Source organism: Bradyrhizobium sp. USDA 4369, from assembly GCF_054056435.1.
On record NZ_JBSRYH010000001.1, the window covers coordinates 632,783 to 650,232 of the forward strand.

Below are 17,450 nucleotides of genomic sequence, written 5' to 3' on the forward strand. Positions count from 1 at the left end.
CTCCGTTGTCGAAAAAAGGTCAGGCGAGCGGGCACGCGCGATCCGCCACCCAGGTGGCCAGAACGACGTCGCCGACGTTGAAGGGATCTGCGAAGAAGGTCTTCTCGGGCACATAGGCGACGAACTCGTCGTCCGGCACGGTGTCGAGCATGACCTTCACGAAATAACCCTGATACTCGATCGCGGTCACGCGGCTTGGCAGCGCGGTGCCGCAACCCGGCGGCAGCGACGCGCCGGGGCGGACCAGCGCGACATCGTCGCGGCGCACGGCGATATCGACATTGTCGCCGACGTCGATGCCGCGACGCGCCTGCAGCGGCACCTCGATGGCCTCTCGCGCGCCCTGCTTCAGCAGGAAGCTCTCGCCATTGACCTTCTCGACCCGGCCGGACAGCACGTTCTGGCCGCCCATGAACTCGGCGACGTAACGGTCGCGCGGATGGGCGTAGACCTCGCGCGCCGGCCCGGCCTGCTTGATCCGCCCCTGCTCCATCACCACGACGAGATCGGCAAGCGCGATCGCCTCGAGCTGGGTGTGGGTGACGTGGATGAAGGTGATGCCGAGCTCGCGCTGCATCCGCCGCAGCTCCTGGCGCATCTGCACCCGCAGCTGCTCGTCGAGCGCCGACAACGGCTCGTCGAGCAGCAGCACGCGCGGCTCGGTGATCGCGGCCCGCGCCAGCGCCACGCGCTGCTGCTGCCCGCCGGAGAGCTGCGCCGGCAGCCGGTCGGCGAACTGCGTCAACCGCACCTTCTCGATCATCGCATCCGCCGCGCGCAGCCGTTCGGCCTTGGAATGGCCGCGGACCTGCAGCGCAAAGGCGATGTTCTCGCGCACCGTCAGGTGCGGAAACAGCGCGTAGGACTGGAACATCATCGCGGTGCGCCGCTGCACCGGCGGCAGGCCGACCACGTTGTGGCCACCGATCACGATCTCTCCCGCGGTCGGATCCTCATGGCCGGCAATCATGCGCAGGATGGTGGTCTTGCCGCAGCCGGACGGGCCGATGAAGCAGCAATAGGCTCCGTCGGCAATCCTGAGATTGACGCCGTCGACGGCATTGACGACGCCATCATAGCTCTTGCAGACACCTGCGAGCTCAATATCGCCTCGTTCGATCCGCATCAGTCCAAGCCTTATCCTTTGATCTTCCGCGCGCCGCGCTTCTTCTGGATCAGCACGATGCTTCCCAGGCTGACGCCGATGACGACGAAGGACACGATCGTTGTGACGGTGCCGAGCGCGTAGAGCGAGGGCGAGGTGACGTTCAACGTCATGCTCCAGATCTCCAGCGGCAGCGTATTGAGCGAGCCAGCCGTCTGCAGGGTGCGCGCGAACTCGTCGTAGGACAGCGTGAAGCCGAACAACGCGACCGCAACCAGCCCCGGCGCCAGCACCGGGATCATGACGAGCCGGATCGCCTGCCAGCGGCTGGCGCCAAGATCGCGCGCCGCCTCGTCCCAGGCGTTGTTGAAGCGCGACATCACCGCGAACATCACGAGTACGCCGAACGGCAACGTCCACGACAGCTGCGCGCCGAGCGCCGAGGAGTACCAGGCCGGGTTCAGTCCGAGCGCCTGGAACAGCAGGCCAGTGCCGAGACCGAGCACCAGGCCGGGCGCCACGAGGCTGCCGATCATCATGTAGAACACGATGCTGTCGCCCTTGAAGCGGCGGCGGAAGCCGAGGCCAGCCAGGAACGAGATCACGACCGTGATGACAGTGACGATCACCGCGAGCTTGATCGAGCGGTCGAACGAGCCCTTGACGTCGCCGGTACGCACCTGTGTGAACAGATCGACGAACCAGTGCAGCGAACGCCCCTTCATCGGAAACACGAGGCCGCCGCGAATGTCCTGGAACGACAGGATGTAGATGCAGAACATCGGGCCGTAGAGCGCGAGCACATAAGCTGTAAACAGCGACGCGAGTACGTAGAACGTCCAGGGACGCTTGCCCCCGCTCGGCGCGATCGCCTTGCGCGCAGAGATCCCTTGCTCGGGATTGTCGACCACGACGGCGCTCATCGGGTGATCTCCCGGCGGATGTCGACGCTGCGCAGGATCAGCGACACGATGGCGACGAGCACCAGCGTCAGCAGCACTGCGCTCGCCGCTGCCGTCGGATATTGCAGCACGCCGACGTCCTCATAGAAGGCGCTGACCACTGAGGCGGAGCCGCCGCCGGACATCACCTTGACGACAAAGAAGTCGCCCATCACGATCGAGACCACGAAGATCGAGCCGAGCGCGATGCCGCTCTTGGACATCGGCACCACGATCAGGCGGAGGATGTCGAAGCGGCTGGCGCCGGCATCGATCGCGGCCTCGATCAGCCGCTTGTCGATCCGCGCCATGGCATTGAAGATCGGCACGATCATGAAGATCGTCAGCTGGTGCACATAGGCGATGACGACGGCGAGATCCGAGAACAGCAGCACTTCCAGCGGCTGTCGGATCGCCCCAGTCGACATCAGGGCCGCGTTGATCAGCCCTTCCTTGCCGAGCAGCGGGACCCACGAGATCATGCGGATGATGTTCGAGGTCCAGAACGGCACGGTGCACAGCAGGAACAGCCCGATCGCGAGCAGCTGGTTGCGCACGTGGAAGACCAGGAAGTATGCCACGAAGAAGCCGATCAGCAGCGTGACGATCCAGGTCAGCACGGTGAACTTGATCGTTGCCAGATAGAGCTTGAGCGTCAGTGCCGAATGTAGCACTTCGACGTAGTTCGCGAGCGTGAAGCCCGGCGTGAGCCCGCCGAATCCGTCCGAGCCGAAGAAGCTTGCCGCCAGCACCACCAGGATCGGCGCCAGGAAGAACGGCACGAGCACGCCGACCAGAGGCGACACGTAAAGCCAGCCGGTCAGGCTCGAACGAGAGGTTGAAGAAGAGCTCGGCATCATCGCGGAGATTGCTTTGCTGTCGCCTGCGCCGGCACGGAATCGCACCGGCCGTGCAGTGGAGAGAGGCAGGAATCAGGCCACCTTGAAGTCGTTCCAGCGCTTGTTCATGTAGGCAGCCTCGTCCATCAGCGTATTCCAGCAGGAGATGTTCGTGACGCGGTCGAGGAACGAGCCGCCGTCGCGCTTGGTGCCGGCCTTCTCCATCGGCACGCCATAGGGGTCGTTCACGACCTCAGGCGCGGGCTTGCCCTCGTACCAGAAGTCCCATTCCGCAGCGGTGAGGAACTTCTTCGCCGTCGACGGCACCGGGCTGTAATAGCCGTAGCGCGCCACGAAGCCGCCCTGCCAGCCGGACAGGTACCAGTTGAGATACTCATAGGCGGCGTCGAGCTTCTTGCCGGTGAGGTGCTTCATCAGACCCATGCCGTTGCACCAGCCGCGATAGCCCTCCTTGCCGTTCTTGACGTTGACAGGCGCGTAGACGCAGGGAATCTCCTTGACGCGCACCGCGGCCACCGCCGGCGACCACATCGACTGGATCACCACCTCGCCTGCCGCCATCAGCTGCACCGACTGGTCGAAAGTGGTCCAGGTGGCGCGGAATTGCCCCTGCTTCTTCAGCTCGATCAGCTTGTTGCAGGTGAAGTCGATCTCCTCCTTGGTCATGTTGCCCTTGTTGCCGTACTTGATCAGTCCGGCACTTTCGAAGCACAGCGCGGCATCCATGATGCCGATCGCGGGCACGTCGAGGATCGCGGCCTTGCCCTTGAACTTCGGGTCGATCAGGTCCTTCCACTCGGTCACCTCGTGGCCGACGAGATCGGGCCGGTAGCCGATCGAGTCGGCATTGTAGACCTGCGGCAAGAAGGTCGCCCACTCGGTCACACCGTCATGAAGATCGGTCGCATCGGGCTTGGCGATGTACATCGCTTCATAGGGCGAAATGCCCTGGCGCGGAATCTTGTGGCCATTGATCTCACCCTTGGTGAAGATCGGCAGGATGTTGTCGAACTCCTTGATCTTCTTGACCTCGATGCCCTGGATGACGCCGCGCTTGGCGGCGAGCTTGGCTTGCCAGCCCTCGAGGTCGGCGATGTCGACGCTGTTCGGCTGGCTGATGAAACGGTTGATCGCCGCCGACGTATCGAGGTTCTGCATCGTGACCTTGAAGCCGAGATCCTTCGCGGCCTGGTCACCGATCGCCTTCACCACCGAATAGGACACGCCGACATGGCGCAGCTCGATGTCCTTGATCTCCTGCGCCCAGATCGTCGGCGCGCCTGGCACGATGTCCGAGCCGACCGCTGCACCCGCAAGAGCGGCCGCACCCTTGAGCAATGAACGCCGGCTCAGCTTGTCTTTCGGCGGCTTTGTCTTTTGGCCCACCGTCTCGCCCTTCGACGTGCGTGTCTCGTTGTCGCGCATAGCAACCCCCGCTGGTTACAAGGCAGCACGACATCCTTCGTTGGATGTTGGCCCGCTTGCGTTTCGATCTTGATGCGAGGCTATCGGCGGGATTTTGCGAAGTAAAATTGGAAGCAAAAATTGCGGATATAAGCGCCGCTAATGTCGGCTGTCTTCTGCTTGAGCTCTCGGCAATCGCACAGATCCGCGCCAATCGGCTGAGAACCGATTGAGCAGTAAGGCGATGTTGGCCGCAAACGGATTCCTTTCTGACGGCGATCAAGAAACGGACACGCGAGCGTCGTATCTTAGGTTGAGTTCTAAGAATGCCTTGAGATTCCGCGACCAATCTCTGGACGTTCCAGCATCAGTTGATTGCGCGACGGCAGAACTCCGATAGCAGCGCCCCAACGTAGCTAGGCAAGCCGACAGGGAGCAGATGCAGATGGCGAGGACGTTCTTCCCTCTTGCCCCTGCGTCGCGAGCGGTCACGGAGACGCATCCCCATATGGTAGATTCGACCCAAGCGACTCCCATAGGTTACGGCCTGATTAAGAACGCGAGAAGGGGCAAATAGGGTGTCAATCGTGTCGGAAGTCCGGTTCGGTATCAGAAGCAGCTATAGCAATCGGCCAACTTAACTGCAGCGCCCAATCCCCGTAGAGCCGACCGCGGCATGGCCGTAGTGCTCTAGCGCCGCAGTTCACGAGGAGCTAGTTCCGCGAAAGCGGCGCGCCGCATCGAGGTTATTTACCGCCAGCGAGAGTCGTCAGGATATGTCCTGACACGCTCCTTGTCGTAATCACGGTCGCTAGCCTGACGATACAAAGCACAGTGAGAAAGAGCAATCAATTCGCCGGTGTGCGCGCAACAGCATGGGTTCGGACTTATGCTGCCCTCCACGCACCGGAATCAACTTCATCCAGTATCGAGCTCAACGTGTTCGGCCGATGGCGCTGAACCTGCTGGTGCCACCGACACTCGCCGTGCGTTTCGGCCGGTTCTTCCGCGATGCGCAGACGGGGCGCTGCCGCCATTCGCTGATCGAGAGGCTGGGACTTCGTCCTCAACCGAAGCGCCGGTCATAGGCGAGCACGGCTTCAAGCAGCACCTGCGCGCCGGCGCCGCACTCGTCGAACGCGGTCGACTCGGATTCGTTGTGGCTGACGCCGCCGGCGCAGGGCACGAAGATCATGGTGGTCGGCGCGACGCGCGCGATGTAGGCCGCATCGTGGCCGGCGCCGGACACCATGTCGCGGGTGGCATAGCCGGCCTTCTCGGCGCCGGCGCGCACGCAATCGATCATCTCGGCATCGAAGCGCACCGCCGGGCTGTCCCAGATGCGTTTCTCGTCATAGGTGAGGCCGAGCGGTTCGATCGTCGCCTTCAGCGCGGCACGGAACTCCTGCTCCATCGTCTCCAGCACGGCCTCGTCCGGATGCCGGAAGTCGACGCAGAAGAACACCTCGCCCGGCACGACGTTGCGCGAGTTCGGCCGCACCTCCATCAGCCCGACGGTACCGACCGCATCGGGCGCGTGCTTCATCGCGATCGCGTCGATCTGCTCGACCATGCGCGACGCGCCGAGCAGCGCGTTCTTGCGCAGATGCATCGGCGTCGCGCCGGTGTGCGCGGCGTGACCAGCCACCGTGACCTCGTACCAGCGCATGCCTTGCACGCCGGTGACGACGCCGATGGTCTTGCCTTCCGCTTCCAGGATCGGCCCCTGCTCGATGTGCAGCTCGAACATCGCGCCGATCTTGCGCTGTCCGACCGGCTCGCTGCCCTTGTAGCCGATACGGGTCAACTCGGCCTCGAAGGCCTTGCCGTCGCGGTCGCGGCGCGAATAGGCGAACTCACGCGTGAAAGCGCCGGCGAACACGCCGGAGGCCAGCATCGCCGGCGCGAAGCGCGAGCCCTCCTCGTTGGTCCAGTTGACGATCTCGAGCGGCGCGTTGGTCTCGTAGCCTGTGGCGTGCAAGGTGCGCATGACTTCCAACGCACTGAGCACACCCAGCACGCCGTCGAACTTGCCGCCGGTGGGTTGCGTATCGAGGTGCGAACCCATGCAGATCGGCGGCAGGTCGGTGCGCTTGCCGGGGCGGCGCGCGAACATGTTGCCGCAATCATCGACGGCGACCGTGCAGCCGATCGCCTCGCAGGCACGTTTAAACCAGTCGCGGACCTTGCGGTCGTCATCGGACAGCGTGAGCCGGCAGATGCCGCCTTTCGCCGTGCCGCCGAAGCGGGCCGTTTCCATCAGGCTGTCCCACAGCCGCTGCGGGTCAATCGACAGATTGGTGCGGTCGGCCTTGGCCGGAGTTGTCACGGTCTCGCTCATGGCACCACCGGCATGCTGCGCGACACCGGCTTCGGCGCCGAAAATTCCTTCCATGTACTGTTGGCGACATGCGACGCCGGGAATGGCGGCCGGGCGACGAACTGCCCGTCGCCCTTCCCGGCGCGCAACTCGCCATCCTGCCAGGCGATGCGGCCGCCTGACAGCGTGATGCGCGGCGCCCCGGTGCAGACGATGCCGTCGAACACGTTGTAATCGATCCGGCTGGTCTGGGTCTTGGCCGAGATGGTCTTGCTCTTCGCAGGATCCCAGATCACGAGGTCGGCGTCCGACCCGACCGCGACCGCGCCCTTGCGCGGATAGATGTTGAGGATGCGCGCGATGTTGGCCGAGGTGACTGCGACGAACTCCTCCTTCGTCAGCCGTCCGGTATTGACGCCCTTGGTCCACAGCACCGGCAGCCGGTCCTCGACGCCGCCCGTGCCGTTCGGGATCATGCGGAAATCGGTCAACCCGAGCCGCTTCTGCGCGCGGGTGAACGAGCAGTGGTCGGTCGCGACCACCTGCAGTGAGCCGGACTGCAGGCCCGACCACAGCGAGTCCTGATGCTTGCGCGGCCGGAACGGCGGCGACATCACGCGCGCCGCCGCATAGTCCCAGTCCGGATTGCGATATTCGTCCTCATCCAGCACGAGGTGCTGGATCAGCGGCTCGCCATAGACGCGCTTGCCCGCGGCGCGGGCGCGCGCGATCGCCTCATGCGCCTCGCGGCAGGAGGTGTGGACCACGTAGAGCGGCGCGCCCGCCATGTCGGCGATCATGATGGCGCGGTTGGTTGCTTCGCCCTCGACCTCGGGCGGCCGCGAATAGGCGTGATTTTCAGGCCCGGTCGCGCCCTTACCCATCAAGGTCTCCTGCAAACGGAACACGACGTCGCCGTTCTCGGCATGCACCATCGGCAGTGCGCCGAGCGCGGCGCAGCGCGAGAACGAGTTGAACAGCTCGTCGTCATTCACCATCAGCGCGCCCTTGTAGGCCATGAAATGCTTGAAGGTGTTGATGCCGTAGGTCTTCACCACGGCTTCCATGTCGTCATGGGTTTCCTTCGTCCACGACGTCACCGCCATATGGAAGGAATAGTCGCAGGCCGCCTTCTCGCTCTTGTGGCGCCAATCCTGGTAGGCCTTGAGCATCGACTCGCCCGGAGCGGGAATGCAGAAATCGACGATCATCGTGGTGCCGCCGCACAGCGCCGCCTTGGTGCCCCATTCGAAATCATCCGCCGACACCGTGCCCATGAACATGAGCTCCATATGGGTGTGCGGGTCGATGCCGCCCGGCAGGATGTCGCAGCCGCCGGCGTCGATCACCTGCGCCCCGGTCGGCGCGGACAATCCTTCGGCGACTGCTGCGAACTTGCCGTCCTCGATCAGGACGTCGGCGCGGCGGGAATGATCATGATTGATGACGGTGCCGCCGCGAATGAGAATGGTCATGAGCGCTCCTCCGGCTGGATAGCGTGGTCGTGTCGAGATTGATGATCAGGAGTGGGTTGGCTGCGGCACCGCAAGGCGCTGCAGCCAAGTCTTCCGATGATGGGACGCTTACTTCAAAGCCGCGTCGATCACGGCGTGGCTCCAGGCACCCTCGGGCTTCTTGGTGATGACCGGCTGGTCGCCGCCGGCGCCGAGCAGCGTGGTGACGGTGCGATCGAAATCGGCCGGCTCGAGCTTGCCGTTGGAGCCCGCGGTGAGCTTGTTGATTTCGCCCATCATGCGCTTCTGATGCGCCTCCTTCTGGGCACCGGTCGCATCATTGTCGAGCACGATCTTGACCGCCTCATCCGGATTGCTGCGTGCGAAGTCCCAGCCCTTCATCGTGGCCTTGACGAACTTCGCCATCTTGGCGGTGAAGGCGGCGTCAGACAGCTTGCTCTCGAGCACGTAGAGCCCGTCTTCCATGGTCGAGACGCCCTGATCGGTGTAGTTGAACACCACGAGCTCCTCGGGCTTCAGCCCGGCGTCGATGACCTGCCAATATTCGTTGTAGGTCATGGTCGAGACGCAGGCGGCCTGCTTCTGGATCAGGGGATCGACGTTGAAGCCCTGCTTGATCACCTTGACGCCGCCGGCCGAGCCGTCGGTCTTGTAGCCGAGCTCGGCCATCCAGGCCATGAACGGATATTCGTTGCCGAAGAACCAGACGCCGAGCGTCTTGCCCTTGAAATCGGCCGGGGCCGCGACGCCGGAATCCTTGCGGCAGGTCAGCATCATGCCGGAGCGCTTGAACGGCTGGGCGATGTTGACCAGCGGTACGCCCTTCTCGCGCGCGGCAAGCGCGGCCGGCATCCAATCGATGATCACGTCGGCGCCGCCGCCGGCGATCACCTGCGGCGGAGCGATGTCCGGACCGCCGGGCTTGATGGTGACGTCGAGGCCCTCGGCCTTGTAGAAGCCCTTGTCCTTGGCAACGTAGTAGCCGGCGAACTGCGCCTGCGTCACCCATTTCAGCTGCAAGGTGACCTTATCGTCGGCCGAGGCAGGAGCCGCGAGTCCCACCAGCAGCACCGCGCCGAGCATCAATCTCTTCAGCATCCGTCGTCTCCCCTGTTCAACACCACGAACCAACACACCTCGTCTCACCCCCGGTTCGACGGGTGCCAGAACGTCACCCGTTTCTCGAGCAGCACCAGCGCGCCGAAGCAGGCGGAGCCGGCGATGGCCGCGATCACGATCGTCGCCCACACCATGTCGAGCGACATGCGGCCCACCTCGGTCGAGATGCGAAAGCCCATGCCGAGCGTCGGCGTGCCGAAGAACTCGGCGACGATCGCGCCGATCAGCGCCAGCGACGCATTGATCTTGAGCGCGTTGAACAGGAACGGCATCGCCGCCGGCAGCCGCAGCGCCAGCAAGGTCTGCAGCCATGAGGCGCCGTAGCTAACCATGAGGTCGCGCTCGAGCCGGCCGGCCGCGGCAAGGCCCGCGACCGCGTTCACCAGCATCGGGAAGAAGGTCATGACGACGACCATGGCGGCTTTCGACTGCCAGTCGAAGCCGAACCACATCACCAGAATCGGTGCGATGCCGATGATCGGCAGCGCCGAGATGAAATTGCCGATCGGGATCAGTCCGCGGCGCAGGAAATCGGAGCGGTCACAGGCGAGCGCGACCATGAAGCCTGTGGCCGATCCGATCAGCCAGCCCGGCACAGCCGCGCGCACGAAGGTCTGCACGAAGTCGGCGCCGAGCACCGGCAGCGACGCGAACAGCCGTGCCAGGATCAGCGACGGCGCCGGCAGCAGCACGGTCGGCACCTTCAAGCCGACGCAGATCACTTCCCACAGAAACACCAGCGTCAATCCGAACAGCAGCGGCACCGCGGCCGGCGCCAGTCGTGCGAGCACCGGAGGCAGATTTTCCGCGCTACTCCAGATGACGTTGGCGAACCAGGCGATCGCCCAGGCGGCGAGAGCGAGCGTGATCACGATCGCCCCCGCCGCACCACGATGCGCGAGCATCAATGCAAGGGCCGCGAGCAGGCTTCCAGCCGCGAGCAAGGCCGCCAGTGACAGCACCGGCTTGCGCTCGGGGGCGGCAGGCGCGATGACGCTCATGGCCGCGTCCCCATGGCCTGCAAGGTCAGCTTCTCGGCGAGCGTGATCAGCACCACCAGCAGCGCAGCGAGCAGCGCGGCCATCACCAGCGCCGACCAGATCTGCACGGTCTGGCCGTAATAGGAGCCCGAGAGCAGACGCGCGCCGATGCCGGCCTGCGCGCCGGTCGGCAGTTCGCCGACGATGGCGCCGACCAGGCTGATCGAGATCGATACTTTCAGGCTGGCGAACAACAGCGGCACCGCGGCTGGCCAGCGCAGCTTGACGAAAGTCTGCGTGCCCGACGCGTTGTAGGTGCGCATCAGGTCGAGCATCGTCGCGTCGGGCGACGCCAGGCCCTTGACCATGCCGATGGTGACCGGGAAGAACGACAGATAGGCCGAGATCATCGCCTTCGGCAGCAGGCCGACGATGCCGACCGAGCCGAGCGCGACGATAATGATCGGCGCGATCGCCAGGATCGGAATGCTCTGACTGGCCACGATCCACGGCATCAGGCTGCGGCGCAGCGCGTTGACGTGCACGATCGCGACCGCCAGGGCGATGCCGAGCAGCACGCCGATGACGAAGCCCACAAGCGTCGCCGAGATTGTCACCCAGGCATGGGTCAGTAGGTTGCGCGGATTGAGCACGAGCCCGTCGGCGGTCTCGCGCAGCAGCCGCGTCCCGATCGTTGAGGAATAGAGCTCACTAATGATCTGGTGCGGCGCCGGCAGCACCGGCCGCTCCAGGCTCCAGGCCACCTCGTAGCGATTGGCGAGTCCCTCGACACGCACCAGCTGCGGCAGGTCGCGGTTCATCGGCAGGCAGGCGAGATACCACACCGCCAATATGATCGCCGTCAGCGTCAGCACAGGGATCAGTCCGCCGCGCCGCAGGTCGTCCCACATCCGGTGGCCCCTCGAAGCTTCGCGCGGCGCCCCAAGTGCGACACTACTCATCGTAGCTATGGCCGGCGCGCAGCCCCTCCCTGACGCGGTGCGCGACTTTCAGGAATTCCGGGCTCTCGCGAATATCGAGCGTGCGCTCGGCGCCGAAGGCGCAATCGATCACGTCGATGATGCGCCCCGGCCGCGGCGACATCACCACGATGCGCGACGACAGGAACACGGCTTCGGGAATCGAATGCGTGACGAACACGACCGTCTTGCGGGTCTCGTTCCAGAGCTTGACGAGCTGCTCGTTGAGCTGATCGCGCACGATCTCGTCCAGCGCGCCGAACGGCTCGTCCATCAGCAAAAGCTCAGGCTCGAACGACAGCGCACGCGCGATCGAGACGCGCTGCTGCATGCCACCGGACAGTTGCCACGGATATTTCTTGGCAAAGCCCGACAGCCTGACCATGTCGAGATGCTTGCGCGCCCGCTCGCGGCGCTCGGCTTTCGGCCGGCCGAACACTTCGAGCGGCAGCATCACATTGGCTTCCACCGTGCGCCACGGATACAGCGCCGGCGCCTGGAACACGTAGCCATATTGACGCTTCAGACGCGCCTCATGCGGCGCGAGCCCATTGACGGTGATGCTGCCGGACGTCGGCTGCTCGAGATCGGCGATCACGCGCAAGAGCGTGGTCTTGCCGCATCCGGACGGGCCGATGAAGGAGACGAACTCGCCCTTTGCGATGGTGAGATTGGCATCGGCGAGCGCGTAGACCGGACCGTCCCCGGTCTGGAACGTCAGCGACAGATTGCGAATGTCGATGGCCGTCTGCACGCTCACAGATCACCCTTCCCTGGCGCCGCTCGTCCGATCGCATCGAAGCAAGCGGTATGCCATGCACGGCTGCTTGATATCGCAGGCCTCGATCGAGAAGGCTTCGAAACCACCTGCGCAAGGTTTGACCATTTGATCAGATTCATTGCATTGTGCCGGCGGACCAATCGACGTGATCTCATCGATTTGCAACGGACTGTCTGATGGCGGCAGCGCGCACGACCCTGAAACGCAAGGCCCGGAAAACGGCGTCGCCTGATCCGGAGATCCGGGCCAAGACGCGCGGCGGCGAGGCCAATGTGGAGCGGATCCTCGACGCCGCGCTCTCGGTATTCGCCATGGACGGCTTCGCCGGCGCCCGCGTCGACGCCATCGCCGATCTCGCCGGCCTGTCGAAGCCGAACCTGCTGTATTACTTCCGCACCAAGCAGGATCTCTACCTCGCGGTGCTCAAGCGCACGCTGGACATGTGGCTGGTGCCGCTGGCCAGGATCGAGCCGCGGAGCGATCCGCTGATGGCGCTGACCGACTACATCACCACGAAGCTGGAATATGCCCGCGACCATCCCAAGGCATCGCGGCTGTTCGCGATCGAGGTGATGCGCGGCGCGCCGGTGCTCGGCAAGGTGCTGCAGGACGACCTGAAGCAGCAGGTCGACAGTAAGGTCACCTTGCTGCGGCGGTGGATGGCCCAGGGCAAGCTGCCGCGCCGGGACCCGCATCATCTCATCTTCATGATCTGGGCGACGACGCAGCATTACGCCGATTTCTCCACGCAGGTCGAGGCCATCACCGGCCGCACGCTTCATCATCCCGCTTTCTTCACCGCGGCACGGCAGTCGATCCTCGACGCCGTGCTCGGGCCGGGGCAGGAATGAACCGAACTACTCCGCGGCATGTTTGGCAGGCCGCGGATTCGTCGCCATCGGATTGTTGGGGTGTTCGAGCCAGGTGCGGTGACCACCGACCGTCAGCCCGGTGCGGCGATCGACCTCGCCCTCCTTGAGGGGCACCATGGTGATGCAGTTCTCGATCGGGCAGACCACGGCGCACAGATTGCAGCCGACGCATTCCTCCTCGATCACCTCGAAATGGCGCTGGCCGTCCTTGAGGCTGGTGATCGCCTGGTGCGAAGTGTCCTCGCAGCCGATGTGGCAGCGGCCGCATTTGATGCAGAGGTCCTGGTCGATGCGGGCCTTCACTACATAATCCAGATTGAGATGCTGCCACTCGGTCTTGCGCGGCGCGGCGCGGCCGACGAAATCCTCCGTGCGCGCGTAGCCCTTCTGGTCCATCCACTCCGACAGGCCGGCGATCATCTCCTCGACGATCTTGAAGCCGTAGACCATCGCGGCGGTGCAGACCTGGACGTTGCCGGCGCCCAGCGCCATGAACTCGGCCGCATCGCGCCATTTCTCGATGCCGCCGATGCCGGAGATCGGTAGGCCCTGCGTCACCTGATGGCGCGCGATCGCCGAGACCATGTTGAGCGCGATCGGCTTGACCACCGGGCCGCACATGCCGCCATGCGTGCCGTAGCCGTCGATATGCGGCCACGGCGCCATCTGGTCGATGTCGACGCCCATCAGCGCGTTCACGGTGTTGATCAGCGACACCGCGTCGGCACCGCCGCGTTTCGCCGCTTCCGCCGGCGGCAGGATGCTGGCGACGTTCGGCGTGAGCTTGACGATGACCGGCATCCGCGTCGCCGCCTTGCACCAGCGCGTGACCATCTCGATGTACTCGGGCACCTGGCCGACCGCAGCGCCCATGCCGCGCTCGCTCATGCCGTGCGGACAGCCGAAATTCAGCTCGATGCCATCGGCGCCGGTCTGCTCGACCCGCCTGATGATCGCGGTCCAGTTCGGCTCCTCGCAGGGCACCATCAGTGAGATCACGACGGCGCGGTCCGGCCAGTCGCGCTTGACCTGCGTGATCTCCTGCAGGTTGACCTCGAGTGGACGGTCGGTGATCAGCTCGATGTTATTGAAGCCGATGACGCGACGATCGCTGCCATGGATGGCGCCATAGCGCGGACCGCTGACATTGACGATGGGTGGATCCTCGCCGAGCGTCTTCCAAACCACGCCGCCCCAGCCTGCCTTGAAGGCGCGAACGACGTTGTAGGCCTTGTCGGTCGGCGGCGCCGAGGCGAGCCAGAACGGATTGGGCGAGGTGATGCCGGCGAAGCTGGTGCGGAGGTCGGCCACTGCTCAAGCTCCTGCGTGATGGGGCACAGCAGCGCCCTGCAGCGCCGCGATGATGGAGGCTGCGGCCGCCTTGCCGTCGGCGACGGCGGCCACGGTGAGATCGCTGCCACCGGCGACGCAATCGCCGCCGGCCCAGACGCCGGGAAGACTGGTGCGCCGCGCCGCATCGACCGCGATGCGGCCGTTCTCGAAGCTGAGGTCGCTATCGGCGAGGCCGCTCGCGAGCAGCGTCTGTCCGATCGCGATCAGCACCTGGTCGGCCGCGAGCGTCATGCGCTCGCCCGTCGGGATCAGTCGTCCCTCCTCGCTGCGCGTCCGCGCAAAAGTGACGCCGCTGACGGCCCCATCAGCCTGCTCGAAGCCGACCGGCACGAGATGCTCGCGGATCAGCACGCCGCGTACCTGCGCGACCTCCTGTTCATGAAGCGAGGCCGGCATCTCGGATTTCGAGCGGCGGTAGGCGATGGTGACGCATTCGGCGCCGAGCAGCTTGACCTGGGTCGCCGCATCGATCGCGGTCATGCCGCCGCCGATCACGACGACGTTGCGGCCGATCGGCAGCGCGGTCTTGTCCGGCGCCTGACGCAGCGCGGCGATGAACGCGACCGCATCACTGACACCGCTCGGCACCTCTGAAGGACCGAGACCATTGGTGCCGCCGAGGCCGAGACCGAGAAACACCGCATCATGATCGGCTCTCAGGCCGGCCAAAGTGATGTCGCGACCGAGCGCCTTGCCGTACTCGACCGCGATCCCGCCGACCGCGAGAATATAAGCAAGCTCCGCTTGCGCGATGTCGCCGGTGACTTTGTAGGCGGCAATGCCGTATTCGTTGAGGCCGCCGCCCTTGTCGCGCGCCTCGTAGATCGTCACCTGATGGCCGGCCCGCGCCAGCGCGTGCGCGCAGGACAGCCCGGCCGGACCGGCACCGACCACGGCGATGCGCTTGCCGGTCGGCGCGCCAGCGCGATAGAACTGGCGCCCGCTCGCGAGCAACGCGTCGGTCGCATGGCGCTGCAGCCGTCCGATCTCCACCGCACGCGCCTCGGAGGACTCGCGCACGCAGGCGCCCTCGCAGAGATTTTCAGTCGGACAGACGCGGGCACACATCGCACCCATGATGTTGGCATCAAGGATGGTCTTGGCAGCCGCGACCGGCAGGCCGTTCGCGATCTGGCGGATGAACAGCGGAATGTCGATCTCGGTCGGGCACGCTGCGACGCAGGGCGCATCGTAGCAGAACAGGCAGCGCTCGGCGGCGACGCGCGCCTCGTTGGGATGGAGCGGCGCAACCAGGTCCTTGAAATTCTCGCGGCATAGCTCGGCAGAGATTCTGTGGCCCGCAAGGCCGCCAGCCGGTTCGTTGCTCAACCCAGTCCTCCTGCAGTCTCGGTCGCTGAACGACCTGTTCGAGAACGATCTTGCTCCAGAAGATTTGACCAGTTGATCAAAATTGTCAAACGCCGACATGCGTCGCGGCCGCGAAAAAGATCTCAGCGCGCGACTGAACACGGCCTCTGCCTGCGCGACCGGCGCACTGCCAATTCCCATGGCAATGGTTGCCCTTGGTTTGAGCGATCCGGTGGAGCTTGCAGATCACCAGGCGACAACGACAAGCCGCGTCTTCGTGCAGTACCCTGACCGCTTCGCAATCGATTTGCGGCCCTCCGGAAGCGGCCCGCAGATTTCGAGTTCAGATCGCGAGAGTCGCCAGTTTGGAACGCGATTGACTGAAGCGAACGCACCACGGATCGACCCCGAGACCGGCAATTCCGTCCGCATACGCGCCTAGACGTGGACAAATCATTGACGAGGCTTGATTTGTCGATCTTCCGGCGAGACCGCCGTATTCGCTCAGGCCCGCTTTTGTAAACATCGCTTGAGAGAAAATGTTTGCCTCACCCCAACGAGATAGCCGCATGCGGCCCGCGAAGCGTCAGCACCGGAGGTGCGTAGGGTGTGAAAACTCTCTTCCTTACTTTTCCCTGAGGCTTCGCTTGGCTTCCCGATTTGTTGCGCGCCTTCTGAACCAACCTGACGTCAAACGTCGATTTGCGTTGGGCCTGCAATCGGAGAGACGCTGAGGCCTTCGTAAGGCCGCCAACACCCTGTCTTCCAACTGCGCAATTCACGCAGTCTTCTTGCAAGTCCGCGTTATGCGCGCTCGTGCGCGACCATACGATCAGTGCCAGAAAGACCCTCGAGATTGTTGACGAAATGCTCGCTGATCGCACGCCCCTAGACCGACCGGCACCGTTGAACGCAAGCCATGTCAATGGCTTGCCGTTCAACCGGCGAGCCGCTTTTATCTTGCCCTAGACGGCCGCCCGGTAACCGTCCGGTCTCTGCACACCTTCCCCCTCGTGAGTTGTCGTTCCATTTCGGGTTCTCTGCTGCTGTGGAGAATCTCCGGTGAGATCCAAACATTTCGAGAACAAAGCGCGCCGCGAATGGTGGTCGCTGCACGTCGAAGCGTGGCGTCGGAGCGGTCTCGGGATCCGCAAATACTGCCAACAACAACGCCTGACTGAGAACACCCTGCGGCGTTGGCTGAAGCGGCTGGCCGGCAACGAGACTGCGCTTAAGCTCGAGAAATATCAGACGGAATTGCGCCGCGAGCGCGCCCGGGAAGAGCGGGAAAAGGCGCTCCGAAAGCAGAAGCAGCGCAGGTTCACGATCACCTCGGACGTGCGTAATCGGGCGTCTCAGGCGTTCTGGGCGATGCATGTCGAGGCGTTGAACTGGAGCGGAATGGAGCTCCGCGCCTATGCCGCAGCGATGCAGTTGTCGCCGCATTCGCTGCGCAAATGGCGCGACCGACTGGCCGCTGGCGAGGTCACGATCGACTGGCGCGCCCATCTTCATCCCTCCGCCCGGCCCATCGTTAGCAGCGTCGTAAGCAGCGCTGCTAAGGCGCCCGACTGCGAAACGAGCTTGACAGATGAGCCACGTGATGGGCGAGCGAACCGGCGCCGGTTCACGGACGAGGAGAAGCTCGCGATCGTGCGTGAGTCCGACGTTGCGGTACGGCCGCTGCCGAACTCTGTCGGCGCCACGGCATCGTCACCAGCATGCTGTTCCGCTGCATCGACTGGCGCACGCCGGAGCGCGTCTGGAAGCCGGCGATTGCAGGATGATCTGCAAAAATTGGTGTTGAACTGCGTTGCGATTCTTCTACGAATCAGCATGTTTGAGTACCATCGGACATGCAGATCGATCTCACCAGTCTCCCGTCCGATACTGACCTTCTGCAGCGCTTGGTGCGCGACATTGCCGCTGCGATCGACCATCGCGACACCGAG

General features: G+C 64.4%; 14 protein-coding genes and 1 pseudogene. 3 read left to right on the forward strand and 12 right to left on the reverse strand.

Going from position 1 to position 17,450, the window contains the following annotated elements; all coding sequences use genetic code 11:
- Nucleotides 1-19 precede the first annotated feature (19 nt).
- The 10 genes from ACVIJ6_RS02925 to ACVIJ6_RS02970 form a co-directional block, all read right to left on the reverse strand.
- A complete protein-coding gene (locus tag ACVIJ6_RS02925) occupies nt 20-1,126 on the reverse strand; it encodes an ABC transporter ATP-binding protein (RefSeq protein WP_456771415.1) in 1,107 nt (368 codons plus the stop codon).
- 11 nt (nt 1,127-1,137) lie between these two features.
- Nucleotides 1,138-2,028 (reverse strand): ABC transporter permease, encoded by an 891-nt coding sequence (locus ACVIJ6_RS02930; protein WP_456771416.1) that lies wholly within the window; start codon nt 2,026-2,028, stop codon nt 1,138-1,140.
- A complete protein-coding gene (locus tag ACVIJ6_RS02935) occupies nt 2,025-2,906 on the reverse strand; it encodes an ABC transporter permease (protein WP_456771417.1) in 882 nt (293 codons plus the stop codon). The genes ACVIJ6_RS02930 and ACVIJ6_RS02935 overlap by 4 nt, the downstream gene beginning before the upstream one ends.
- A 72-nt stretch (nt 2,907-2,978) precedes the next feature.
- The gene (locus ACVIJ6_RS02940; RefSeq protein ID WP_456771418.1) at nt 2,979-4,331 is read right to left on the reverse strand and encodes an ABC transporter substrate-binding protein; all 1,353 of its coding nucleotides are present in this window, start codon (nt 4,329-4,331) and stop codon (nt 2,979-2,981) included.
- A 1,045-nt stretch (nt 4,332-5,376) separates the two neighbouring features.
- On the reverse strand, nt 5,377-6,651 hold the full coding sequence (locus tag ACVIJ6_RS02945; protein ID WP_456771419.1) for an allantoate amidohydrolase: 1,275 nt from the start codon (nt 6,649-6,651) through the stop codon (nt 5,377-5,379).
- A complete protein-coding gene (gene hydA / locus ACVIJ6_RS02950; protein ID WP_456771420.1) occupies nt 6,648-8,105 on the reverse strand; it encodes a dihydropyrimidinase in 1,458 nt (485 codons plus the stop codon). The genes ACVIJ6_RS02945 and hydA overlap by 4 nt, the downstream gene beginning before the upstream one ends.
- 108 nt (nt 8,106-8,213) lie before the next feature.
- Nucleotides 8,214-9,203: an ABC transporter substrate-binding protein gene (locus ACVIJ6_RS02955; protein WP_456771421.1), complete on the reverse strand. Its 990-nt coding sequence runs from the start codon at nt 9,201-9,203 to the stop codon at nt 8,214-8,216.
- 44 nt (nt 9,204-9,247) lie between these two features.
- Complete coding sequence (locus ACVIJ6_RS02960; RefSeq protein WP_456771422.1) at nt 9,248-10,225, reverse strand: ABC transporter permease; 978 nt, start codon at nt 10,223-10,225, stop codon at nt 9,248-9,250.
- On the reverse strand, nt 10,222-11,115 hold the full coding sequence (locus ACVIJ6_RS02965; protein WP_456771423.1) for an ABC transporter permease: 894 nt from the start codon (nt 11,113-11,115) through the stop codon (nt 10,222-10,224). The genes ACVIJ6_RS02960 and ACVIJ6_RS02965 overlap by 4 nt, the downstream gene beginning before the upstream one ends.
- Nucleotides 11,116-11,158: 43 nt before the next feature.
- Entirely contained in the window at nt 11,159-11,944 is a 786-nt protein-coding gene (locus ACVIJ6_RS02970) for an ABC transporter ATP-binding protein (protein WP_456771424.1), read from the reverse strand.
- Nucleotides 11,945-12,141: 197 nt separating this feature from the next.
- Between ACVIJ6_RS02970 and ACVIJ6_RS02975 the strand changes: the two genes are divergently transcribed.
- The gene (locus tag ACVIJ6_RS02975; RefSeq protein WP_456771425.1) at nt 12,142-12,816 is read left to right on the forward strand and encodes a TetR family transcriptional regulator C-terminal domain-containing protein; all 675 of its coding nucleotides are present in this window, start codon (nt 12,142-12,144) and stop codon (nt 12,814-12,816) included.
- A gap of 6 nt (nt 12,817-12,822) precedes the next feature.
- On the opposite strand, the gene preA is transcribed toward ACVIJ6_RS02975, so the two are convergent.
- Together preA and ACVIJ6_RS02985 are read right to left on the reverse strand one after the other, a co-directional pair.
- On the reverse strand, nt 12,823-14,148 hold the full coding sequence (gene preA, locus ACVIJ6_RS02980; RefSeq protein ID WP_456771426.1) for an NAD-dependent dihydropyrimidine dehydrogenase subunit PreA: 1,326 nt from the start codon (nt 14,146-14,148) through the stop codon (nt 12,823-12,825).
- Nucleotides 14,149-14,151: 3 nt separating this feature from the next.
- A complete protein-coding gene (locus ACVIJ6_RS02985) occupies nt 14,152-15,519 on the reverse strand; it encodes an NAD(P)-dependent oxidoreductase (protein WP_456771427.1) in 1,368 nt (455 codons plus the stop codon).
- Between the two features lie 82 nt (nt 15,520-15,601).
- Here ACVIJ6_RS02985 and ACVIJ6_RS02990 point away from each other — a divergent pair, with 82 nt between their 5' ends.
- A complete protein-coding gene (locus ACVIJ6_RS02990) occupies nt 15,602-15,940 on the forward strand; it encodes a hypothetical protein (protein WP_456771428.1) in 339 nt (112 codons plus the stop codon).
- Between the two features lie 620 nt (nt 15,941-16,560).
- A pseudogene (gene tnpA, locus ACVIJ6_RS02995) lies at nt 16,561-16,674 on the forward strand (IS66 family insertion sequence element accessory protein TnpA); the annotation flags it as partial.
- Nucleotides 16,675-17,450: the final 776 nt, after the last annotated feature.